This is a genomic window from Methylobacterium sp. W2 (assembly GCF_020662345.1).
Taxonomy (GTDB): Bacteria; Pseudomonadota; Alphaproteobacteria; order Rhizobiales; family Beijerinckiaceae; genus Methylobacterium.
In genome coordinates this window covers 1-22,511 of record NZ_VMOA01000062.1, presented here as the reverse complement: position 1 = coordinate 22,511, position 22,511 = coordinate 1, and the positions used below count along the sequence as shown (strand labels likewise).

The 22,511-nt window shown below is 66.0% G+C and carries 25 protein-coding genes; 9 read left to right on the top strand and 16 right to left on the bottom strand.

The features are described 5' to 3' along the window. Positions 1-8: 8 nt before the first annotated feature. The 6 genes from FPV16_RS23995 to FPV16_RS23970 all read right to left on the bottom strand — a co-directional run bounded on the left by FPV16_RS23995 (position 9) and on the right by FPV16_RS23970 (position 6,106). Positions 9-365 (bottom strand): hypothetical protein, encoded by a 357-nt coding sequence (locus FPV16_RS23995; protein ID WP_227441042.1) that lies wholly within the window; start codon positions 363-365, stop codon positions 9-11. 362 nt (positions 366-727) lie between these two features. Further along, complete coding sequence (gene ftsH / locus FPV16_RS23990; RefSeq protein WP_227441041.1) at positions 728-2,647, bottom strand: ATP-dependent zinc metalloprotease FtsH; 1,920 nt, start codon at positions 2,645-2,647, stop codon at positions 728-730. Positions 2,648-2,792: 145 nt separating this feature from the next. Beyond that, on the bottom strand, positions 2,793-3,800 hold the full coding sequence (tilS, locus tag FPV16_RS23985; RefSeq protein WP_227441040.1) for a tRNA lysidine(34) synthetase TilS: 1,008 nt from the start codon (positions 3,798-3,800) through the stop codon (positions 2,793-2,795). After that, complete coding sequence (gene ybgF / locus FPV16_RS23980; protein ID WP_227441039.1) at positions 3,797-4,765, bottom strand: tol-pal system protein YbgF; 969 nt, start codon at positions 4,763-4,765, stop codon at positions 3,797-3,799. The genes tilS and ybgF overlap by 4 nt, the downstream gene beginning before the upstream one ends. 117 nt (positions 4,766-4,882) lie before the next feature. Then, positions 4,883-5,383, bottom strand: coding sequence for a peptidoglycan-associated lipoprotein Pal (gene pal, locus FPV16_RS23975; protein ID WP_018043035.1), 501 nt, complete (start codon positions 5,381-5,383; stop codon positions 4,883-4,885). Between the two features lie 324 nt (positions 5,384-5,707). Next, complete coding sequence (locus tag FPV16_RS23970) at positions 5,708-6,106, bottom strand: Hpt domain-containing protein (protein ID WP_227441038.1); 399 nt, start codon at positions 6,104-6,106, stop codon at positions 5,708-5,710. Between the two features lie 93 nt (positions 6,107-6,199). On the opposite strand from FPV16_RS23970, the gene FPV16_RS23965 reads away from it, so the two are divergent. After that, entirely contained in the window at positions 6,200-6,607 is a 408-nt protein-coding gene (locus FPV16_RS23965) for a response regulator (protein ID WP_227441050.1), read from the top strand. An 11-nt stretch (positions 6,608-6,618) separates the two neighbouring features. On the opposite strand, the gene FPV16_RS23960 is transcribed toward FPV16_RS23965, so the two are convergent. Beyond that, complete coding sequence (locus FPV16_RS23960; protein ID WP_227441037.1) at positions 6,619-7,659, bottom strand: GGDEF domain-containing protein; 1,041 nt, start codon at positions 7,657-7,659, stop codon at positions 6,619-6,621. Positions 7,660-7,802: 143 nt separating this feature from the next. Then, on the bottom strand, positions 7,803-8,726 hold the full coding sequence (hemC, locus tag FPV16_RS23955) for a hydroxymethylbilane synthase (RefSeq protein ID WP_227441036.1): 924 nt from the start codon (positions 8,724-8,726) through the stop codon (positions 7,803-7,805). Positions 8,727-8,944: 218 nt separating this feature from the next. On the opposite strand from hemC, the gene FPV16_RS23950 reads away from it, so the two are divergent. After that, entirely contained in the window at positions 8,945-9,307 is a 363-nt protein-coding gene (locus tag FPV16_RS23950; protein ID WP_227441035.1) for a hypothetical protein, read from the top strand. A 265-nt stretch (positions 9,308-9,572) separates the two neighbouring features. Further along, positions 9,573-9,830 carry a hypothetical protein gene (locus FPV16_RS23945; RefSeq protein ID WP_227441034.1) on the top strand — a complete coding sequence of 86 codons (258 nt, stop codon included), beginning with the start codon at positions 9,573-9,575 and terminating at the stop codon, positions 9,828-9,830. 13 nt (positions 9,831-9,843) lie between these two features. Here FPV16_RS23945 and FPV16_RS23940 read toward each other — a convergent pair whose 3' ends face one another. After that, entirely contained in the window at positions 9,844-10,143 is a 300-nt protein-coding gene (locus FPV16_RS23940; protein ID WP_227441033.1) for an antibiotic biosynthesis monooxygenase family protein, read from the bottom strand. Between the two features lie 37 nt (positions 10,144-10,180). After that, entirely contained in the window at positions 10,181-11,047 is an 867-nt protein-coding gene (locus FPV16_RS23935; RefSeq protein WP_227441032.1) for a Kdo hydroxylase family protein, read from the bottom strand. Positions 11,048-11,353: 306 nt separating this feature from the next. Between FPV16_RS23935 and FPV16_RS23930 the strand changes: the two genes are divergently transcribed. Continuing rightward, entirely contained in the window at positions 11,354-11,797 is a 444-nt protein-coding gene (locus FPV16_RS23930) for an RNA polymerase subunit sigma-70 (RefSeq protein WP_227441031.1), read from the top strand. 117 nt (positions 11,798-11,914) lie between these two features. Beyond that, on the top strand, positions 11,915-12,193 hold the full coding sequence (locus tag FPV16_RS23925; protein WP_227441049.1) for a hypothetical protein: 279 nt from the start codon (positions 11,915-11,917) through the stop codon (positions 12,191-12,193). A gap of 57 nt (positions 12,194-12,250) precedes the next feature. Here FPV16_RS23925 and FPV16_RS23920 read toward each other — a convergent pair whose 3' ends face one another. Beyond that, positions 12,251-12,724: an Hsp20 family protein gene (locus FPV16_RS23920; RefSeq protein WP_227441030.1), complete on the bottom strand. Its 474-nt coding sequence runs from the start codon at positions 12,722-12,724 to the stop codon at positions 12,251-12,253. Between the two features lie 179 nt (positions 12,725-12,903). On the opposite strand from FPV16_RS23920, the gene FPV16_RS23915 reads away from it, so the two are divergent. Next, positions 12,904-13,908 carry an alpha/beta fold hydrolase gene (locus FPV16_RS23915; protein WP_227441029.1) on the top strand — a complete coding sequence of 335 codons (1,005 nt, stop codon included), beginning with the start codon at positions 12,904-12,906 and terminating at the stop codon, positions 13,906-13,908. Between the two features lie 88 nt (positions 13,909-13,996). On the opposite strand, the gene hisN is transcribed toward FPV16_RS23915, so the two are convergent. The 3 genes from hisN to FPV16_RS23900 form a co-directional block, all read right to left on the bottom strand. Beyond that, a complete protein-coding gene (gene hisN / locus FPV16_RS23910) occupies positions 13,997-14,785 on the bottom strand; it encodes a histidinol-phosphatase (protein WP_227441028.1) in 789 nt (262 codons plus the stop codon). 156 nt (positions 14,786-14,941) lie between these two features. After that, positions 14,942-16,876: an AI-2E family transporter gene (locus tag FPV16_RS23905; protein WP_227441027.1), complete on the bottom strand. Its 1,935-nt coding sequence runs from the start codon at positions 16,874-16,876 to the stop codon at positions 14,942-14,944. A 230-nt stretch (positions 16,877-17,106) separates the two neighbouring features. After that, on the bottom strand, positions 17,107-17,868 hold the full coding sequence (locus FPV16_RS23900) for a LamB/YcsF family protein (RefSeq protein WP_227441026.1): 762 nt from the start codon (positions 17,866-17,868) through the stop codon (positions 17,107-17,109). 461 nt (positions 17,869-18,329) lie between these two features. On the opposite strand from FPV16_RS23900, the gene FPV16_RS26210 reads away from it, so the two are divergent. Further along, positions 18,330-19,334 (top strand): methyl-accepting chemotaxis protein, encoded by a 1,005-nt coding sequence (locus FPV16_RS26210; protein WP_413629356.1) that lies wholly within the window; start codon positions 18,330-18,332, stop codon positions 19,332-19,334. 52 nt (positions 19,335-19,386) lie between these two features. Here the strand turns inward: FPV16_RS26210 and FPV16_RS23890 are convergent, their stop codons facing one another. Together FPV16_RS23890 and FPV16_RS23885 are read right to left on the bottom strand one after the other, a co-directional pair. Continuing rightward, positions 19,387-20,679 (bottom strand): nicotinate phosphoribosyltransferase, encoded by a 1,293-nt coding sequence (locus FPV16_RS23890; protein WP_227441025.1) that lies wholly within the window; start codon positions 20,677-20,679, stop codon positions 19,387-19,389. A 435-nt stretch (positions 20,680-21,114) separates the two neighbouring features. Further along, positions 21,115-21,618, bottom strand: coding sequence for a pyridoxamine 5'-phosphate oxidase family protein (locus FPV16_RS23885; RefSeq protein WP_227441024.1), 504 nt, complete (start codon positions 21,616-21,618; stop codon positions 21,115-21,117). Positions 21,619-21,805: 187 nt separating this feature from the next. Here FPV16_RS23885 and FPV16_RS23880 point away from each other — a divergent pair, with 187 nt between their 5' ends. After that, positions 21,806-22,066 carry a hypothetical protein gene (locus FPV16_RS23880; RefSeq protein WP_227441048.1) on the top strand — a complete coding sequence of 87 codons (261 nt, stop codon included), beginning with the start codon at positions 21,806-21,808 and terminating at the stop codon, positions 22,064-22,066. A 125-nt stretch (positions 22,067-22,191) separates the two neighbouring features. Beyond that, on the top strand, positions 22,192-22,511 hold a 320-nt coding region (locus tag FPV16_RS23875; RefSeq protein ID WP_227441023.1), incomplete at its 3' end, for an iron-sulfur cluster assembly protein.

The window sequence follows — 22,511 nt, the reverse complement described above, 5'->3', positions numbered from 1 at the left end:
CCCGATCGTCACGGCCCATGATAGCCGGTTTCGCCTCGCTGAATGGTATCGAAGCATGGCAAACGAATGGTGCCGGACATTGATGGCGGTGCCGTTCGGATTGTGGAAGTCGCCCTCTCGGCCGCGGACTGCCCTGCGACATGAGCGCTGACCAGGTCGCAGGTGCCGGTGATGGTGGCGTGCGTGATGACAAGCGGACTGGCAATGCTCTCGCCTCGGGCCGACCAGCCTTTTCCTTTGCGGTTGATCTCGAAGGACAATGTCCGCGTATGGCTGTTACTGCCGTCGAGTCCTTTCAAGATATCCGCATCGTCGATCCAGAGCGGTCGGACGAAGTCGCGGTCGCCGCAGGCGAGCAGGCCCACCCCATAGCCACCGACAAGTTGCACCCCCCTCGGGAGCAACAGGCTCGTCCGTTCTCTCCGGGCAGCCCAGTGCCTGGATCACGCCGACGCGGATGGCCTCTTCGGGGGGCGAGCTTCTGGATTTTCGCCCACACGGCAGGCTTCGACGAGACGGTGTTCCGGATTGGTCAGTTCGCCGATCGAGCCTTGGGCTGCTTTGTGCATCGATAGTGGCAGCCCTCAACACAACTGTGGCGCGGCCAACTCGCGCCTCGCCGTAAGATCAAGCAGCGATGCTGTTCGAACTGGCCTTTGGCAAGCAAAAGAAAAACGGCGAGGTCTCCCTCGCCGCTTTTCCATCTCTCAAGAGGATTGCACCCGCCTCACGCCTGCGGTTGGGGTTCCAGTCCGCCCTCGCTGTCCCGTGGCCGGCCGCGACCAGCGGAGGGGACGGAGGAGCCACGGATCGGGGTCGGTCCGTCGCCGGCGTCACGGATCGGAGGCTTACCCGCGATCAGGTTCTTGATCTCGTCACCCGACAGGGTCTCGTATTCGAGAAGACCCTGGGCCAGTGCCTCGAGATCGTCCTTGTGCTCGCCGAGGATGCGGCGGGCTTCCTCGAGGCCGGTCTCCACGAGGCGGCGAACCTCGGCGTCGATCTTCTGGGCCGTGGCCTCGGACACCGTCTGCTGACGGCCCATGGACATGCCGAGGAAGACCTCGTCGTTGTTCTCGCCGTAGGCGACGGTACCGAGTTCGGGTGAGAAGCCCCAACGAGTCACCATCATGCGAGCGAGGCGGGTCGCCTGTTCGATGTCGGACTGGGCACCGGAGGTCACCTTGTCGGCGCCGAACGTCATCTCCTCGGCGATGCGTCCGCCCATCATGATGGCAAGCCGCGAAGTCATCTGCTCGAAGGACATCGACAGCTTGTCGCGTTCCGGCAGCTGCATGACCATGCCGAGCGCCCGGCCGCGCGGGATGATCGTCGCCTTGTGGACGGGATCAGTGGCCGGCACGTTGAAGGCGACGATGGCGTGGCCGCCCTCGTGATAGGCGGTGAGCCGCTTCTCGTCCTCGGTCATGACGAGGGTGCGCCGCTCGGCGCCCATCATGACCTTGTCCTTGGCGTCCTCGAACTCGTGCATCGTGACGATGCGCTTGCCGCGACGTGCGGCGAGTAGAGCAGATTCGTTCACGAGGTTCATCAAGTCCGCGCCGGAGAAACCCGGAGTGCCGCGCGCGATGACCTTGAGGTCGACATCCGGCGCCAGAGGCACCTTGCGAACGTGAACCCGAAGGATGCGCTCGCGGCCGACGACATCGGGATTCGGCACCATGATCTGGCGGTCGAACCGGCCCGGACGCAGCAGGGCGGGGTCGAGCACGTCGGGCCGGTTGGTCGCCGCGATGATGATCACGCCCTCGTTGGCTTCAAAGCCGTCCATCTCCACGAGGAGCTGGTTCAGGGTCTGCTCACGTTCGTCGTTGCCTCCGCCAAGGCCGGCGCCGCGATGGCGACCGACCGCATCGATCTCGTCGATGAAGATGATGCAGGGCGCGTTCTTCTTCGCCTGCTCGAACATGTCGCGGACACGCGACGCGCCGACGCCCACAAACATCTCCACGAAGTCCGAACCCGAGATGGTGAAGAACGGCACGTTGGCCTCGCCCGCGACTGCCCGGGCGATCAGGGTCTTACCCGTGCCGGGCGGGCCGACGAGGAGCACACCGCGCGGAATGCGGCCGCCGAGGCGCTGGAACTTCTGCGGATCACGTAGGAACTCGACGATCTCCTGCAGATCTTCCTTGGCCTCCTCGACGCCGGCAACGTCGTCGAAGCTGACGCGGCCTGAAGCCTCCGTGAGCAGCTTGGCCTTCGACTTGCCGAAGCCCATGGCGCGTCCGGCCCCCGACTGCATCTGGCGGCTCAGGAAGATCCAGGCGCCGATGAAGACGAGGATGGGCAACCAGCTCACGAGAAGCTGGATGAACCAGGGCGTGTTGTCCGAGGGGGGACGCGCGGTGATCTGCACGCCCTTGCTCTGCAGCTTCGACACCAGGTTCGGGTCGTTGGGCGCGTAGGAGGTGAAGTTGCCACCGCCGACATAGGTACCGCTCACGTCCTGCCCGGAGATCACCACCGTCTGGATCTTGCCGGAATCGGCGTCGTTCAGAAGCTGGCTATAGGCGATCTCGCTGCCGCCGCCGCGATGTCCCGGATTCTGGAACAGGGTGACGAGGGCCAGCACGAGCAGGAAGATGACGACCCACAAGGCAAAGTTGCGGAAGTTCGGGTTCATCGATCAATCCCTGGGGGCGTCCGGTCCCGCGCTTGGTGGGCGGATCACGCGGATGCATGTCGGCAATGTAGGCAGTGCCGCCCCCCTTGCCAAGTAAATCGGGCCAGCCTGCGGCAAGCCAGTCAGGGGAAAGGTGAGCGCGCCCCTAAGATGGAGACCGCCGGGCGGGGGCTGTGAGGAAGGAGAGGACGCCCCCGGCCTTCAGATCGACGAGGATGCCGCGAAGTGTCCGCCGCATGGAGGCACCCGCGGCGAGGGCTGGTTGAAGGTCCTCGAAGACGAGACGTTCCAGGCGTTCGAGGCGGACAGCCCCTCCCCCACCAGCCTCGTGCAATGCGAGGCCGACCACGCGGAGGAGGATCGCGTCCGGCAAGGCGGCCAGCGTACGGGCATCCAAGACGACGGCATCGGCGGTCATGCGGAGAGCGGTGAAGGCGGCACTCGCGGCGTCGCGTAACGCGTCCTCGTCGCGAGCCATTCGGGCGGCGAGGCGGCGGAGCCGTTCGGGACTGAGGCCTTCTGCCGCGAGAGCGGGCATGAGGCGGCGCAGGCGGGCGCGGGCGAAGCGCTCATCCACATTCGAGGGATCGCGCGTGGAAACCAGCCCATGGGCAGCGCAGTAGGCGACGAGGTCCGCCTTCGGAATATCGAGAAAGGGCCTCGCTAGGCGCATTCCCGGCGCGAGGTCGCGTTCGCGCCGCATCCCCGCGAGTCCCCCCGGACCGCTTCCGGCCAGGAGCCGCATCAGTACGGTCTCCGCCTGATCGTCGGCGGTATGACCGGTAAGAATGGTATCGGCGCCGATCCGGCCCGCGCATTCCGCGAGGAGGGTGTAGCGCGCCTGCCGTGCGGCGGCCTGAATACCACGGCTTGGCTTGTCGCCGTCCCAGGTCAGAATGTGGTGTCTCAGACCGAGCGCCCGTGCTGTGATCCCGACATTTTGGGCTTCGGCGGCTCCCTCCGTGCGAAGACGATGATCCACCGTCGCCACTTGGACCGGATGCGCCGGGCCGAACCGAGCGGCCGCATGCATCAATGCCGTGGAATCTGGTCCGCCGGAGACGGCGATGAGCAGGTGGCCAGTCTCAAGATAGGGCTTCAGGGCGGCGGCGAGCGTCGCGTCGATCCCGTCGCTCGATGGCGCGACGCTCAAGCGGCGCAGCGCGCGCGTTTCTGCTCGCGGACCACGCTCTGGCGGACACCCTGTGCGGCGGAAGGGAATTTGCGTTCCAGTTCCGCGAGGGTCGCGCAGGCCTGTTCGCGAGCGCCGAGCGCATTCAGCGAGATTCCGAGCTTCAGCATCGCGTCCGGCGCCTGGGGCGAGCGCGCGTAATCGGTGGAGACCTTCAGAAACTGCTCGGCCGCCTCGCGATTGCGGTTGCGCTGGAGGTAGCTCTCGCCAAGCCAGTAGGTCGCCGATGGCACCTGCGCATCGCGCGGATGCGACTGGATGAATTGGCGCAGGCTCATCTCTGCCTGTTCGTAATGGCGTGCCGCGATGTAGCTGTAGGCCGTCTCGTAATCCGCCCGCGCATCACCCGTCGTCGTTGCAGCCACGCTGGTCATTGGGCGCGACGGGCTCGCCAGCGTGCCGGTTGTGGGCACGCGCGAGGGCGGAGTGAGGTCGACGGGGCCGCCTAGGCCGGGAGGAGACAGGCCGGGTTCCTCGTCATCGGCTTCGACCACCGTGGGCGGCACAGCCGGTCCCCGTGACGGCGGTGCTGCGGCGATAGCGGCAGAGGGCATGGTCGTGCCGAGTGGCATCGGGGCGCCGGGACGGCCCGGACTCTGCTCCGGGTCAAAGGCATCGCTGCGCTTTTGTTGCTTGGCTTGGCCGGGATTGGTGCCGGACGGAGGGGCGGCAGGCTTTCCACCGCCACCTTTGCCTTCCTGCAATCGGTATTCAACATCCTCCTGGAACTTGCGAAGCTGTTCCTTGAGCTGGCGATTCTCGTATTGCAGCGTCTCGATTTGGCCCGCCATCTGGCGCGATTGGTTCTCGATGCGGTTCAGGCGGACGATAAATTCCGACGCATCCTGCGCCGTTGCCGGACCGATGACGGTCAAGGGAGAAAGGAATGCGAGAATCGTGGACGCGAAAAGCAGGCGGCGGAGCATGGGAATCGGCACCTGTGGTCGGATCGGACGGGGATGCATCGGCAGCGCCCCGCAGATAGCAGATGTGCCGGGATGCGGCAAAAACAGGGCCACTCCTCGAAAGGTTACTGCTCGCCCTCAGGAGCCGGCGCCCCGGTCGAGGACGGTCACGGCGCGGCGGTTCTGAGACCAGCAGGAGATGTCGTTACACACGGCGACCGGGCGCTCCTTGCCGTAGGAGACCGTCCGCATCCGTCCAGCGGCGAGGCCGCGCGAGGACAGATAGTCCTTGACGGATTGAGCCCGGCGCTCGCCGAGCGAGAAGTTGTACTCGCGGGTGCCGCGCTCGTCGGCATGGCCCTCGACGAGGAAGGTGTAGCGAGGGTAGCGCTGCAGCCACTGGGCCTGTTTGTCGAGGGTAGCAGTGGCGGTCGGCGTCAGGTCGGTCGAATCCGATTCGAAGAAGACGCGGTCGCCGATATTGACGACGAAGTCCTGCGCGCTGCCCGGTGTATTGGCGCCGCCGGCGAACCCCGAGGCGTCGGCGAGATCCTTGTCGTTGGTGCAGGCAGCGACACTGAGCGCGGCGCAAAGGGCTGCCGCGAGCGGAAACACGCGAAAGCGCGCGGTCATGGACATGGTCTTGCTCTCCTCGGGCGGGGTGTCCGGTTCCGGAGCGTCCCCGCGGGGCCGTTCGGTGGTGCGACCTGTGTAGGTCGAGCGGGTTAAGCGAAGGTTCCGTCAACCTTGACGGGACGTTTCAAAGGCTGAATTCCAGTTGCGGTCTGTGACGCTTGGCACCTCCATTCAGCGGGATGGCGTCGCGACCTGCGGGATGATCTGTGTCGCACCTGAAATGCGGCAGCCACGCGACGGATGAGCTGCGCGCCTCGCACTCTCGGCGGGTGTGCCTTCGGCGCAACGGGCCGGCGCCGCGAGGTTCTCGAAGGAGCAAGCTTGCCGTCACTCGCGTACCCCCAAGGCGGCGAGTGCGGTCAACGCGCGAGCGGCGGCAACCCGCCCTTTCTGCAGCGGGATGGCGATGTCGTCACCCTTCAGGCAGGCCTGTTCAATGACCGAACAGCACCGCGAGAGGTCGAGGAAACCGAGAGATCCGCTCGATGCCAGCAGCGCATGGGCATCCTGCGCGATGGCGGTCCGGTCGTCGTTCCCGGCGGGAAAGCGGACGTGGATCTCGACGACAAGCAGGGACAAAAGCCGTTTCAGGTGGTCGCGCCCAAGAAGGACCTCGAGTTCGGCGAGCGTCGCCTCATCGCAGACCGTCCCGCTCCCCTTGTCGGATATTGGCTCCACCGCTGCCTCGCGCATCGTCACAGGGCGTTCGACTGACCCACTGTCCATGTCGCCGGAGACCCCCGAATCGACGCGACCATTGATGGAAGCTTAACCATTAATGCAGTTGTTTGTTGATGTATGAAAGGGTCGATGGCCGGCATGAGTGGCGCACCGAAAGTTCTGATCGTCGAAGACAATTTCCTCCTTCTGGATATGCTGACGATCCAGTGTGAGCGCGCCGGTCTCACGGCCGTGGCGGCGTCCAGTGGCGAAGACGCGTTAACGCTTCTCAGGACTCGTGGTGCCGATTTCGACTGGTTGTTGACCGATATCAATCTCCCGGGAATGATAGACGGATGGATGGTAGCTCTCGCCTTCCGCGAGGTTTGTCCTGACCGCCCCGTAATCTATGCATCGACGAATGCATATTTTGACCGCAGGCCACTTCGCGGTAGCCTTTCAGTCCGCAAGCCGTTCCAGATCCGCGAGATCGTCGCCCTTGCCCGGATGATGGCGGCCGAGCGTGGCCTACCCCCCGCTCCGGTCTCGCACCACGCATCGGCGTGAGACGGCCGCCGTCATTTCGCCGGGGCGGCTAGACGGAATGTCCCGCGCCCTTCCGCCTTGGCCGCATAGAGCGCCATGTCGGCCTCAGCGAAGAGGTCTTCCGAACTGTGATGCACCATCGTGGCTATGCCGATGGAAACGCCGATCGTGAAGGTCCCCTGCCCCCAGGCGATGGGCGGCGCCATGGCGGCGATGATCCGTTCCGCCAGGGCCGCGAGGCCCGGGGTGCCGATAGTGGCGTCCACCACGATTCCGAATTCGTCACCCCCGATACGTGCGACGAACTCGGTGTGACGGCACGTCTCTCTGAGGCGGCGCCCCACCTGGGCGAGACAGGCATCGCCGGCCATGTGGCCATGAGTATCGTTGACCTGTTTGAAGCCGTCGAGATCGAGGAGCAGCAGGGCTCCCTCTCTGTCCATGTCGTTGAGGCGGCCGTAGAACGAAGTGCGATTGGGTAGACCCGTCAGGGTGTCGAACTCTGCGAGGTAGCGGGTCCGGTCGGCGAGAATCTTCTCCTCGGTGATGTCCTGCTTCATGCCGAAGATGCGGGCCGGTCTTCCTCCCTCGCATTCCACCGTGGCGGTCAGGCGGATCCGGCGTCGATTGCCCAAAGCCGTTACGATCTCGGCATCGAGGGTGAAGCCGCCACGCTCGGCGATGGCCTGGCTCCGGAGCACGTCGAGGCGGATACGGGACTCCGGACTGTAACAACCCAGGGTCGTCTCGCGGTCCACCGTAGAGCCCACCGGCAGGTCGAACATCCGGTAGACAGCATCGGTCCAGGTCAGTGCCTCATCTGCAAGGCGGCATTCCCAAACGCCGATTCTGGCCACGGCCGAGGCGCGTTCGAAGATCTTCCGGCTATGGGCGAGGGACAGCGCCTGTGCCTCGATCAAGCGGGCTTGGTCTTCGACACGTGCCCGGAGGGCTGCGATCAACTCTGCATCGCCGCGACGCTCGATCGTGATCTCTCCCCGGCCGGGGATATCCCCATCGAGATGGATCAGCACCGGTGAGCAGGACGACAGGTCGGAGCAGACCTCATGCATCGGTATCCCCGGGCCGCGAAGTGTCTGAGACTGTACACGGACACTAGCAGATCAGCGATTAACCGTTCCTCTCCTGTTCGCAAGGCGCAAAGATGCCGCGCCTAACTGGAACCGGCTCTGCTGCCACCGGTTTGGGAGCCCAGCTATTGCAGATGCTTGGCGTAGGTGTCGCCAGCCGCGCGTTTCAGTTCCACGCCGGCGTCCTGTCCGATCCGGGCGGCATCCGATACCGCGCCCGATCGGTGGACCGCCCAATGGGCGCTGCCGTCGGGCAGGAACAACAGGCCGTCGAGGGTCAGCACCTCGCCCTCGATCCGTGCCAGGGCCGCGATCGGGGTACGGCAGGACCCATCGAGTTCCGCTAGGAGCCCGCGCTCGGCGTCGAGTTCGGCCGTGGCCGTGGGGGATCGCAGCGGGGCGAGCAATGCTCGAACTTCGGAATCCGCCTCCCGGCATTCGATGCCGAGCGCTCCTTGCGCCACGGCGGGGAGCATCTCGTCCACGGACAGGACGCTCCGTGCCATCTCGGCCATACCAAGGCGTTCGAGACCGCAGAGAGCCAGAAGCGTCGCCTCGCAGGTGCCCTCCTGAAGCTTGCGCATCCGAGTATTGGCGTTGCCACGCATGGGGACGATGCGCAGGTCCGGCCGGCGCATGAGCACCTGAGCGGCGCGGCGCAGGGAGGAGGTGCCCACACGGGCTCCTGGCGCAAGGCCGGCAAAGCCCTCCGCCTGAGCGGAGAGGAAGGCATCGCGCGGATCGTCACGTTCCAGGATGCAAGCGATGACCAGCCCTTCGGGCAGCCAAGTCTCCACATCCTTCATCGAATGAACGGCCACATCGACTACGTCGGCAAAAAGGGCCTGTTCGAGTTCCTTCGTGAAGAGCCCCTTGCCGCCGATCTCGGAGAGTGGCCGGTCGAGGATGCGGTCGGCCACTGTGTTGACGACCACCAATTCCGTTTCCAGCCCCGGATTGGCCGCCACGATCTTATCGCGGACCATTCCCGTCTGCGCGAGAGCCATGGGGCTGCCGCGGGTTCCGATGCGGAGGGGGCGCTGGATCATGGGCGATGGACGCCTGTGCAAGGACGCTTCGGACAAGGCCGCCTCTATCGAGGGCGGTTTCCTTCAGTAAGCAGTCGGCGGTCGGCTGTCACCGTGGCGAAGGCTTCGCGCGAAGCGTGCGTTTAGGGAGCTGAAGGATTCAATTCACCCACACCCGATCATCAAATCCTTACGAAAGACGGGCGAATGTCGTTCGACCTCCGGTCGAGACGAGAGAGATGGCTCCAAGCAAGCTCGAACGGTTTCGAGACGCGCATTTTCCCCCGGAGGACGGCGAAAACTTTCGCCAGTCACCCGAGCGGAGCGTGCCGTCGCGTGGCACCGAGCCGGCCCGTGCTGCAAAGCCCCGTCGTGAAGGTCGGCGTGGCGTTCTGGCTCGTGCCTATTTCGGTCTCAAGCTCATTGCGGCACTCGCGCCGCTGGCCTTCCTGCTTCTGTCGGCCGTCGCCGAATGCGGACCTCGCTCCTCATCGTTGCTACCGGGCGTTTTGCAGGCGAGCGCCTGCGCACGGCGCGACCTCACCCGCCACGTCTGGTCCATCGAGAGTACGCTCAAGACCGTGGCGGACCGTCTGCGCTGAAGCCATCCGGTGGCGGTGTTGTAATCGTAACAAGCGTTAACCCTAATCGGACGTTACAGCCGGTTGCGTAGTCTCGAGCGGCATCACGCCGGCGTTCGATCGTACAACCCCAGGAGTAAAACCGGGGTGTGAGATGCAACCAGATTCGCCCGACATTTTCCCGCTGCGCTGCAGGTCTGTCAGTATCGCGCCACGCGGCGGAGGGGCGGTGGCATCGCGGCAAGCCGATCAGAGGCACCCGAAAGACGTCTTCAGCGATATCCCGATGGAGCTCGATGACGTCAAAGCGCACCGTCCGCGCCAAGGTTGGGTGTTGGGTCTGCTGCTGGATGTCAGCCTGATCCTCCTGCCCGTTCCCCTCGTGGTGATGGTGCCGCCGGTCATGGCGTGTCGCCATATGGAGACGAATGTCGGCTTCTACGCGGGCGAGTCCTTTGGGACTTGCGCCCGCGACGGCATCGCGAAGCGCTGGGCGCTTCTCGACAGCCGCGTCAAGATGCTCGTGCGCCAATCCGGGCGCTGACCCCTTCCCGCCTTCAGAACGGCTTGAGGGTAAGTTCCGTATGCTCGACGCTGGGCGGGCCCTCGAAGAAGGGAGAAACCATGGCGCGATAATCCTTCCAGGCCTGCGAACCGGTGAAGAGTTCGGTATGGTCGGCGAGCGTCTCCCACTCGATCAGCAGCCGGTAGCGTTGCGGCTTCTCAACGGAACGGCGCACGGCAAAGCTCTTGCAGCCTTTCGCGGCCTTGAAGATCTCGGATGCCTTGGCGATGTTCGCTTCGAAATCCGCCTCCATGCCGGCTTTGATGTCGATCTGTGCAATTTCGAGGATCATGGCGTGGTCCTAAACCCGTCTCTGTGGCAATGAGGTTTCAACGCAGCTTGCGCCCGAGCTTTCTGGCTAGGATCCTCTGCGGGCTGCGCTCTGGATCCGCCTGGCTCGTCACGGGCAGGTAGGCCGTCTGTTCCAACATGTAGCGGCCGCCCATAGCACCGTGCATCACGAGGTCCGAGAACGTCACCCAGGTCTGGCCCGGGGCGAATTGCACGTCGGCCTGGGGGCCGTTCTGCTGGTACTCCATGTCCTGCTTCAGCGCATCGTGGAGATGCAGCATCAGGTGGTCGTATTCGGAGCGGCGCGCCTTGGTGATCCGCAGGGCGGCCAGCAGCCGCGCCGACAGGGGCGAGTAGCCGGGCAGGCGCGGCAGGAACTTCTCGGTCATCGAGCCGAAATCCTCGCCCACCCGCCACAGGCGGGGCTGTCCGTTCGGGTTGATGTTGCGGAAGATGCGCAGGATGCGCTTCTCGCCGATCGGGTTCGACGGGAAGGCGTCCACGTGCAGGCGTGTGTCGTCCCGGCGCCAGCTGAGCTTGCGCTGGTCCACCTCGAACGGGCGGTAGGAGGTGCCGGCCAGGGTGATCTTGCCGGTATAGGCCGGCAGGTGGCGGTCGATCAGCCTCTGGGCGAAGGCCTTGTAGCGGATGAGAAGCTGGCGCAGCGCCTCCTGCTCCTCCGGCGTTCCGGCGGCTCCTCTCAGAGCCGCCTCCTTGCCACGGATGTTGACATTCTTGGCCTTGCCGTCGGCAAAGGGTCGCTCGACAAAGCGCTTCTCGAAGTCGCTGACGGGGAAGTCTTCATCGTGGAAGACGAGGACCGAGCCGCTCTCCAGCGCTTCGACAAGGGAGGGAGCGCCAGGTGCTGATCCGTCGCGGGCGACGGAAAGGATCGGGCTGATCATTGGGGAAGCGTCCTCGAAAGCCGCGTGTGCCGCGCGGTTTAGCCGAAGCTCGAGGTTTCCGCCAAGGGCAAGCTGCCAAGGCAACGGGCGGGCGCTGTCAGCGGGAGACGACAGGCGCTACCAGGAGCGATCTGCGCTGCATTAGCGGTGGATGAAGTCTTCGCCCGGTTGTCATTGGTCCGGCGTCGGCCCAACCATGTTCAATCGATCGATGACATTCGTCGCAACCTTGGCGCATGCCCGACCGTTCTTTCGGGGGCGGGCAGGTCCAAAGGTCCGGCCGCGACGGCAACGAGGAAGCCGACGATGGCGACGTTGAAGGAATTCGAGGAGGCCCTGCGCGAGCAGGGCATGAACATGGCGCTCGCCCTGCTCCAGCGCCTGCGCGAACGTGACCGGGCGACCCGCACGATCAAGCCGGCTCGACGTCTCACGGGTCAGAAGATGACACCGGAACTGGCGCGGGCCATCCTCGACCTTCACGCATCCACCGGAATGACCCAGCAGGAGATCGCCTTCAAGGTCGGCGTGAACCAGGGGCGGGTCAACGAAGTCATCAAGCGCGGTAAATGGCTGAACGACGATCCGAACGCGCCGGAAGCCGTGGCCCGCGACAAGGCGAAGGCGCGGATGCGCGGCGAACCAAAACAGTACCGTCCCGCACCAAAACCTCCGGCTCGCAAGGAACGACCGGTAGCCACCCGTCGTGGGCAGAGTCCGCAGGGGCAACTCGTCTTCGGAGACCTCTGAATCACGCCGGAAACTTGGCTGGTCGGCTCGGAGTTACCCTTGTCGGACTACGCTTCCACGCCGTCTGAAGATGAGGCTAGTCGAGCTGTGGTCAGAGGCTTTCATTTCATCGGCGTCATGTGCGCCGTCGTCGGCCTCGCGTCGCCGGCTGTGGCGCAGCGGGCATCCACCCTCGACATGACGTGCCCGGAGGCTCAAGCCGTCGTATCGCGGAACCGCGGCATCGTCCTCGGTACTGGTGGAGCGACCTACGACCGCTTCGTGCGCGATCGGGGCGCATGCGAGGTGACTGAGATCACGATTCCTGCTTATGCACCTACGCGCGATACGCCGGATTGCTTCATTGGCTACCGATGCCGGGAGCCAGGTCGAGGCGATCGGTTCGATGGGTTCTGAACGCGTACGGGCGCCCCGACCTCTCGGCCGGGGCGCCCGTCGTCGAAGGACCGGCGGTTACGCCGCCTCTTGCACCTGACCTTCGATCACCGGTGCCTTCGTGGCGCCGGACGTGGCGATCTGGATCTGGCGGGGCTTCTTCGCCTCCGGAATCTCACGGACGAGATCGATATGGAGCAGGCCGTTCTCCAGGGCCGCACCCGTCACCTGGACGTAGTCGGCAAGCTGGAACCGGCGTTCGAAACCACGGGCCGCAATACCCTGATGCAGAACCTCGGCCTTACGACTGGTATCGGGACTACGCTCGCCCTTGAGCGTGAGCGCATTTTCCTTCACCTCGATGGTGAGATCGGCCTCGGTGAACCCGGCTACCGCGACGGTGATGCGATAAGCGTTCTCACCTGTGCGCTCGATATTGTAGGGCGGGTAGGTCGGGACCGCATCGGCGCTCACGAACTGATCGAGGGCCGAGAACAGACGATCGAAGCCGACGGTAGAGCGATAGAGGGGAGCAAGATCGAACTGGCGCATGACATATTCTCCGTAGGAAGCAACATGTAACGTTATCGTCCGCCCAAGGGGCCGGACCGTTGCGCCGCCGTATCGGCCGGCGCTCCTCCAATATCGGAGGCACGTCGAAGGGCTTCAAGAGTTAGGATACCCCGTCGCATGCAAAATTTGCCGCCGCTTCTCTTGCCCGGAACCTACACATGTTGACCCTTGCTTCTACGCCCGGAAATCCGGTCCCTCCGGGGGGAACGCTGGTTGTTGTCCATGCCGATGATGGGATTCGGCTGAGGGCCGCCCATTGGCGCCCGACGACCCGGTTGGCGAAGGGAACGGTGTGCCTGTTGCAGGGCCGGGCCGAGTTCATCGAGAAGTACTACGAGACCATCACGGAGCTGCGTCGCCGCGGGTTCGCCGTTGTCGCGTTCGATTGGCGGGGCCAGGGGGAATCGCAACGGCAGGTCTCCGACGCGCATCGCGGCCACGTCGCGCGGTTCGACGATTATCGTCGCGATCTCAAAGCGATAGAGGATGCGATCCTGCGGCCGCTGATGCCGCATCCTCACATGTGTCTCGCTCATTCCATGGGCGGCGCCGTGGCGCTGACCGGGGCGATGGACGGATGGCTGCCCTTCGCCCGCCTCGTCACGGTGGCGCCGATGCTGTCGATCCGGATGATCCGTTTCCCGGCGGCGTCCTTTTTCCTTGCCCGTGTGCTGCATGCGCTGGGTCTCGGGCGCAGTTACATCCCGTTCGGCAAGCCGGCCTCCCTGGCCACGAAACCGTTCGCGGGAAACCGTCTCTCGGGCGATCCTGCCCGCTATGAACGCAATGCCCAGGCGGCTCGGGCCGTCGGCGCCAGCGCCGTGGGGGATCCGAGCGTGGCCTGGATCGTCGGCGCGTTCCGGGCGATGGCGAAGCTCGCCGATCCGCGAAAGGCCGCCTCCATCCGCATCCCAACGTTAGTGATCGGCGCCGGCGCCGACCCTGTTTGCGACACCGCGATCACGGAGCGGTTCGTCGGTCGGCTTTCTTCCGGGTTTCTTCTCGTCCTGCCCGACGCCCGCCATGAGATTCTTTCGGAACGCGATGCCATCCGCGACGATTTCTGGGCGGCGTTCGATGCCTTCGTGCCGGGGACGGTCGTGTCGGAAAGGACTGACCACGCCGATACGGGGCGGGCCGTTGCCGCCGCGATGACGCCGTGAGACGTGCGTCGGCGCGACCGGCCGAGGCCATCCTCCATCCTCGAATGGATCAGTGAGTCAGAGGCTAAGCTGTTTGAGAATAAGAATTTTACGGGTTGAGGTGGCGCAGGGCCGCAGCATGCAGCCGGACGTCCCCGGCGGCGACGATGCGACCGCCTTTCGCCGCGGGGCTGCCATCCCAGGCGGTGATGACGCCGCCGGCTCCCTCGATGATCGGGATCAGCGCGACGATGTCGTGGGCCTTCAGCCCGGCTTCGACCACGAGGTCGATCTGGCCGGCCGCGAGCATACAATAGGCGTAGCAATCGGTCCCGTAGCGCGACATGCGCACGGCGCCCTCAATGCTTTTGAAGCGATCCTGCTCGTCGCCCGGCGCGAACAGACGCGGATCGGTGGTGGCCAGCAGCGCGTCGGCGAGGCGTTCGCAGCGGCGGGTCATGAGCTTGCGCGGGCCGCGAATGCCGTGGAACGAGGCACTTGCCCCATCGCCCACGAAGCGTTCGCCGAGATAGGGCTGGTTCATCAGCCCACGCACCGGCACGCCGTCATGGAGCAGGCCGATCAGGGTTCCCCAAGTGGGAAGGCCGGTGATGAAGGCGCGGGTGCCGTCGATCGGGTCGAGGACCCAGACGCATTCGGCATCGGCATGGTTGGAACCGAACTCCTCCCCGACGATGCCGTGAGTGGGAAAAGTGCTCCTGATCCGGCTGCGCAGGATCGTCTCCGCCGCCCGGTCGGCCTCGGTGACGGGGTCGAAGGCGCCGGTGCCCCGGCCCTTGTCGTCCATGCCGAACGAGGCCCGGAAGAAGGGCAGGATGGCCTGTCCCGACTCGGTGGCGAGGTCTTCCATGAACCGTGCGAGATCGACGACGCTCATCGAAAGCCTCCCTGTGGAACCGCCCCGCAACCGAAGCGGTGACGGGCGGGCCGCGTCAAGCCCGGACCGCCACGACACGCCCCGAACCACCGCCATCACCCCGGTGGATTCACCGCCATCGGACGGGTTTTCGACCCCCAGCGGCCGCCTACGCAATCACGATGCGATGGCGGCCGCGACGGGCGCCGATGGCGGTATCTCGGGCGAATTGTCCGGCGCGGAAGACTCCGCCCTCGCGACCGAGGCCGTGGTGCCGGCCCGGGCGAGGACGGCCTGCAACGCCGCGTCGAGGGACGAGACATGCGTGTCCGCGCCGATGGCCGCCCGCTGGCCGTCGTCGGTGAGGATTTCGTGATCGGCCTGCCAGAGACCGACGACGATGGGCAGATCCGGCATGCGCTTCTTCAGCCGTCCGACGAGGCGGCGCAGATGCGTCGGCTCGCCGTTGATGGCGAGGGACACGATGCAGGTCATCCGGGCCGGGCCGGGATCGAAGCCGTCGATCTGGACCCGGGCCACCTCGGAGAAGGGAACGATTCGCGTGCCGATGCCGCGCCGGTTCAGGAGCTGGGCCAGGATCGTGCAGGCGGATTCGTCGACGAAGCTGCGCCCTGTCACGCACAGGACCGCGCCGTCCTGTTTCCAGGCCGCGGGGATCTCGGCCGGAGCGGCGAAATCGTCGTCGGGCACCTCGACCTCGCGGCGGTCGAGGCCGGCGATGAGGACGGCCACCGTGTCGCGGATGTCGTTCTTCTGCTCCGGCGTGAGCACCCCGCGGGCCGCGTCGCGGGCGGCGAGTTCAAGACCTTTCAGCACCACGTCGTCGTAATAGGAGGAGAGCGAACACTCCTTGAGGATCAGCTCGGCATGCTCCTCCGCCTCCTCCGGGTCGTCGGCGAGGATACGCTGGTAGAAATTCTCCACCGGGGTCAAAGCCGGCCGGTCGCCGAACAGCACGTCGAGGAATTCGAGCTTGTCCACGTGGCGGCCGAGCACCACGAGGCAGACGGTGAGCGGCGTCGAGAGCAGCAGGCCGACCGGCCCCCACAGCCACGTCCAGAACAGGGCCGAGACCAGGACGGCGAAGGGCGACATGCCGGTGGACTGGCCATAGAGCATCGGCTCGATGACATGCCCGGTGAGGGGCTCGAGGATCAGGAACACCGCGAGCGTCGCGATGACCATCGACCAGCCGGGATCGACCGCCGCCGCGAGCGCCAGGGGAAACAAGGCCGCCAGGGCCGCGCCGATATAGGGCACGAACCGCATCAGCGCCGAGAAGATGCCCCAGAGTGCGGGGTTGGGCACGCCGATGACCGAGAGGGAGATCCCGATCACGACGCCGAAGGCGGCGTTGAGGGCGAGCTGGACCAGGAAGTAGCGGCTCAGTCGCCGCGCGGCATCGTCCATCGCCACCGTGGTCCGGTGGAGGTCGCTCGATCCCACGAGGCGGATCATGCGGTCGCGCAGATCCTCCCGCTGCATCAGTAGGAACAGCAGCACGATGAAGACGATGCCGGTGGTGGCCAGCGGATGCAGGATCGGCGACAGGATGGTGTTGGCCAGGGCCAGCGGGTCCGGCGCCCGCTCCTTCATCTCCACGACGACCGGTTTCTCCGGCGGCGGAGCGTTGGGCTTCCCGGCTTCCGGTTTGGAAGCCTCTGGCTTGGCGCTCTCTTCGCCGCCCTGGTGCATGGTCCGGCCGATATTGGCGACGTAATCGGCCAGCCGCCCGGCCGGGCTGTCGCGCAGACCTTCGACCTTCTGCTCGATGGTGGTGCGGTAGCGGGGCACGTCCTTGGCCAGATCCGCGAGCTGAACACCGATGAGGGTGGCCAGAGCCGCCGCCACCCCCAGAGCCAGGACGACGGAAGTGGCCACCGACAGGAACCGCCCGAAGCGCAGGCGCCGCAGCAGGTAGACCATGGGTCCGAGGACGAAGGAGAGCAGCACCGCGATGGCGATGGGGATGAGGACGTCGCGCCCGATATAGAGGCCGGAGACGATCAGGGCGGCGACGATGAGCGGCGAGGCTAGGGAGGGCGGGATCGATTCGGCCGCCGCGACCCGAGTCGCGCGGGGCGGCAGCATGGCGTTCCGCACCGGGGTCGCCCGCGAAACCCCAGATTTGGCGCTCGGATCGCGGGAGGCCGGCGGCTGCCGCGGTGCCTCTTCAGCCGATTTCGGTGTCGCCATCTCAGGTCCGTCTCAACGCCACGCATGCGACCGCGCGGCGGAAGGACCAGCGCGATCGTGATGAGGAACGGAGTAGCGACGGGAAACGATCCCTGCTCGGGCCGCGCTTTGCATTCATTTCGAGGTCAGGCGGCGTTGAACGCGGCCAGTTCGAAACCCGCTTCCCCGAGGGCCAGCCGCACCGAGCGCGCCGTCTCCACCGCTTGCGGCGTGTCGCCATGGACGCAGACCGTGTCGATGGACACCGCGATCCTCCGGCCGGACAGGGTGATCACTGCCCCCTCCTCCACCATGCGGTGGACCCGCGCCGCCGCCTCGGCCGAATCGTGGATGACGGCTCCAGCAAGCGAGCGCGAACAGAGCTGCCCGTCCTCGGCATAGGCCCGGTCGGCATAGATCTCCCGCACCACGGCGAGACCGGCATCGAGAGCCGCGCGTTCGGCGGCGAGGCCCGGCATCACCACTAGGGGCAGGGTCCGGTCGACGGCGCGGACCGCCCGCGCGACGGCGTTCGCCACATCCGCATCGGCATTCGACAGGTTGGCGAGGGCTCCGTGCGCCTTCACATGGGTGACGCGATGGCCGGCGAGAGCCGCGCAGGCCTGAAGCGCGCCGATCTGGTAGGCCACCCCGGCCTCGATCTCGGCCGCGCTCTCAGCGAGGATCCGGCGGCCGAAGCCGCGCAGATCCTGAAAGCCCGGATGGGCGCCGATGGAGACACCGCGCGCCTTGGCCGCTGAGGCGGTGGCGACCATGATCGCGGGATCCCCGCCATGGAAGCCGCAGGCGACGTTGGCCGAGGTGACGAGAGCGAGGAGAGCCGCGTCGTCGCCGAGCGTGTAGGGGCCGTAGCCTTCGCCGAGATCGGCATTGAGATCGATGCGCATGGATTTCGCCTCCCTCCGCGATCTACCGTTTGCCGCGGGAGGCGTCACCGTGCTCGGTCCGTCATCAGCGCAGGGGCGTCGATGTCGCGGCAGGACAGTCGAGCGACGTCACGCCATGCGCCCATCACCGTTCTTGTCGCGTGTCGTCGCCAGACGCCGATGTCTGCCGGCTGATGATAGTAATAGCTGTCGCCAATACCGGCTAACTCGGAAGGATATGACTCATCACAGCATGACTTGGACTATTGTCCCGCGCTACTGTTACAAAAAATCCGTCATGTTGCTGCTAATTTATAAAATAATGCAAATTTAGCAAAATATTAGGCGGTTCACCGCATTCGATGATGGATCGTTCGGCGATCGGTAGACAGATGAGTGGGTTGGCATTCAAGGACGGTGATCCGTTAGGGCGTCGCGAGGACGGTCCTGGCGCGACAAGCCTGCACGGTGTGGCGGCCGAAATGGCCGAGCTGAAGCGCATCTCCTCGGACAAGAGCCGCCGCATCCAGAGCATCACGGGCCAAGTGAAGATCCTGGCGTTGAATGCCCTGATCGAGGCGGCGCGGGCCGGCGAGGCCGGACGGGGCTTCTCCGTGGTGGCGCAGGAGGTCCGCGCCATCGGCGCCGAGGTCGAGACCATCGCACGGGCCCTCGAAGACGAACTGTCGGACCGGATCGCCGCCGTCCAGTCCAAGGTCGAGACCCTGGCCGAGTGCTCGCGCAAGGACCGGCTGATCGACCTCGCCCTCAATGCGGTCGAACTGATCGACCGGAACCTCTACGAGCGGACCTGCGACGTGCGCTGGTGGGCGACCGATGCGGCCCTGGTGGCCTGCGCGGCCGACCCGACCCCGGACCAGGTCGCCCACGCCACCGAACGCATGGCCGTGATCCTCGGGTCCTACACCGTCTATCTCGACCTCTGGCTCTGCGGGATGGACGGACGGGTCATCGCCCATGGACGCCCCGAGCGCTACGGCGACGTCATCGGCCGCGACGTATCCGACGAACCCTGGTTCAGGACGGCGGCCGGCCTGCCGGACGGCAATGCCTACGTGGCCGCCGACGTGGCGCGCCAGCCCCGACTGGGAGGCGCTCAGGTCGCCACCTACTGCGCCGGCATCCGCGACGGCGGCAAGGGCCGGGCGCAGCCGGTCGGCGTGCTGGCGGTCCATTTCGACTGGGAGCCCCAGGCCCGGTCCATCGTCGAGGGCGTGCGCGTGGCGCCGGAGGATCGGGACCGGACGCGGGTGCTGCTGGTCGACGCCCAGCGCCGCGTCCTCGCCTCGTCCGACCGGCGCGGCCTCCTCACCGAGATCCTGGCGTTCCAGCCGGGCAACCGCACGAGCGGCGCCGATCGCGAGACCGCCTCCGGCGCGCTGACCGCGTTCCATTGTACCCCCGGATACGAGAGCTATGCAGGGCTCGGCTGGTACGGGGTCATCGTGCAGCAGCCCGAGGGCTGACGATCCTCCGGCGACACCGGAGCGGTTCCCCGGACGACGTACCGGCGGAAACTCAAACGATGACCGGCATCGCCGCCATCTCGCCGGTGCCGAAGACGCGCTTGTAGCGGGCGATCTCGTCGGCCGGACCGATGGCCTTCGACGGGTTGTCGGAGATCTTCACGGTGGGGCGGCCGTTGGCGGCGATGACCTTGCAGACGATGGAGATCGGATCGAGCCCGTGATCGGGCACGAGGCCGCGAAAATCGTTGGTGAGGAGGGTGCCCCAGCCGTAGCCGATGCGCATCCGCCCGTGGAAATGCGTGTGGATCGCCTCGATCGTCCCGACATCGAGCCCGTCCGAGAAGATCGCGAGCTTGGAGGCCGGATCGCAGCCGCGCGACGCCCACCAGGCGATGGCCTCCTCGCCGCCCTCGATCGGGTCCTTCGAATCGATGCGGATGCCGGTCCAGGCGGTCATCCAGTCCGGCGCATGGGCGAGGAAACCGGTGGTGCCGTAGGTGTCGGGCAGCATCACCAGGAGGTTGCCGGCGTAATCCTGCTGCCAGTCGCGCAGCACGTCGTAGGGCGCCTGGGCCAGGGTCTCGTCGTCCTCGGCGAGAGCCGAGTAGACCATCGGCAATTCATGGGCGTTGGTGCCCACCGCCTCGACCTCGCGGCGCATGGCGATGAGGCAGTTCGACGTACCGAGGAAGGCCTCGCCCAGGCCCTCGCGCATCGCCTCGACGCACCAATCCTGCCACAGGAAACCGTGGCGGCGGCGGGTGCCGAAATCGGCGATGGAGAGGTCGGGCAGGGCCTTCAGGCGCTCGATCTTCTCCCAGACCCGGGTCATCGCCCGCGCATAGAGCACCTGCAGCTCGAACTTGCCGAGCCCGCGCAGGATCCCGCGCGAGCGTAGCTCGTTCAGGATGGCCAAAGCCGGCACCTCCCACATGGTGGTCTCGATCCAGGGACCGTGGAAGGTGAGGACGTATTGGCCGTCGCGCGCCTCGAGTTCGTAATCCGGCAGGCGGAAGCCTTCGAGCCAGTCCATGAAATCGGCCGAGAACATCTGGCGGTGGCCGTAGAAGGTGTTGCCGCGCAGCCAGGTCGATTCCCCCCGGCTCAGGCGAACGGTGCGGGCGTGATCGAGCTGCTCGCGCAATTCGCCCACATCGACGAAATCGGCGATGCGCACGGAGCGGCTGCGGTTCTGGATGCCGAAGGTCACGTCGGCGTCGCGATGGCGGCGAAAGATCGTCTGCGCCATCAGGAGCTTGTAGAAATCGGTATCGAGCAGCGACCGGATGATCGGGTCGATCTTGAAGTTGTGGTTGTAAACCCGCGTCGCGAGATCGAGCATGGTCGGGACGGATCCGGCGCGGGACTTCGGCGCCCGCTCACGGGCGAAGAGCGCATGGGCCTCGGGCGCGAGTCAATCGGACACCCGGCGATTGGCGCGGGCTGACGTCGACTGAACGGTTCGGCCTCTCGGGTGTATCGCGGGAGAGCGAGGTGAATCGCGGGTCCCCCCTCTGCCTTGTAGCTCCAATACTCACACATCTCGCGGGTAGCGCAGGTCCCCTCTCCTTCCAGGAGAGGAAGCCCGTCGCGTCTCCTGTCGAACCCGCTTGGATCAAGGGAGCGACGGTCGAGCAGATGTGTGAATCCTGCAGCCGAAAGGGGAGAGGATGGGCCTGCGCGCAATCCCGCGGCAGAGGGAGGCGTGAGGTGGAAACGCAGAAGAGCGGCCACCCGCTTCGGATGACCGCCCCCCTGTCCGTCCCATCATAAAGTATCAGGCGAGATCGACCTTCTTGGTCTCGGTCTTGGGCGATTCACCGGTGAGCGCCGCCTTCACGTAGCCGTAAATGTGCAGGGCGGTGGCGTTGGGGCTGTCCCAATACTCGCCCTTCTCCGGGTGGATGCGGATGAGTGCGACTTCCGGGTCGTCCTTGCCGTTGGGGAACCAGGTCTTCATGCTCTCGCTCCACTTGTCGTCGACGATGGCCTGATCGGTGACGATCTCGGCCTTGCCGGCGATGGAGACGTAGGTCTGGCTCGACGGGTCGGAATAAGCGAGGTTGACCTGGTTGTCTTTGCCGATCTCCTCGGTCTTGGGCGAGTGCAGCTTGGTGAAGAACCAGACGTCGCCGTTCTCGTCGATGTCCTGGCTCCACATCGGCCGGCTGTAGAGCTTCCCGTCCTGATCCGCCGTGGTCATCATGGCGACCTTGATGTCCTTGACGAGATCGAACAGCTTCTTCGCGCCCTCGTGGTCGCGGTGGTTGCCTTGATGCATGAACCTAGTCTCCTGAAAGTCTGTCGTTCGTCTCAAGGCGCGGCGCTCCCGGTCGCGGGCCGGCCCTGAAGGCTGCACTCACAACGGGCCAGGGCCCGCTTGGTTCAGCACCGTTCGGAGAAGAGGAAGAATGTCTCTGCCTGTCCCGATCCGGGGAATCCCCGGCCTGTTCATCGTCAACCTGCTCATGGGCGCGGCCTGCGCCCTCCCCGTCCTCACCGCGCCCGTCGCGGGGCAGGTCCGCTTCGGCCCCGGCGTGCGAATCGGCGGTCACGACTTCTCCCACCGGCGCTCCGGCAGCGTCCATGTGGAGCGGGTGAGACGGCTCCCCGGTCCGCCCGGATGCCGACACCTCCGGCACGGGACGTACCGGCGCGGCGACGGGTCGGTCGTGCGCGGGCCGATGGAGCAGTGCAACCTCGTCGCCATCCCGCCGGGGCGGCGATGAATCTATCCGCGTCGCGCATATCGGGGGGGTGAGACCGCAAGAGGTCTGGCGTTCTCGTCTTCGTCGGTTACATGCAGAGGGGTGTCCGGTCCGCCGTGTCCGCCTGCCTCGCCTGGAGAACCATCTTGGCCATTACTCGCGACGACGTGCTCAAGGCGCTGTCCGCCGTCACCGTCGATGCCGGCGGGACCACGCTGCCGGCATCCGGCCGCCTGTCCCAGGTGGTGGTCGACCCCACCAACCGGGTCATGTTCTCGATCCTGATCGACCCGAGCGAGGCGGAGCGCTTCGAGCCGGTGCGTCGCAAGGCCGAGGGCACCGTCCTGGCCATGGCCGGCGTTTCCGGCGTGTTCGCGAGCCTGACCTCGGAGCGCGGGCCGAACCAGCCCGCCCCGTCGGCGCAGGCGGCCCCGCCCCAGCCGGGACGGCCCGCGCCCCCCCGCAC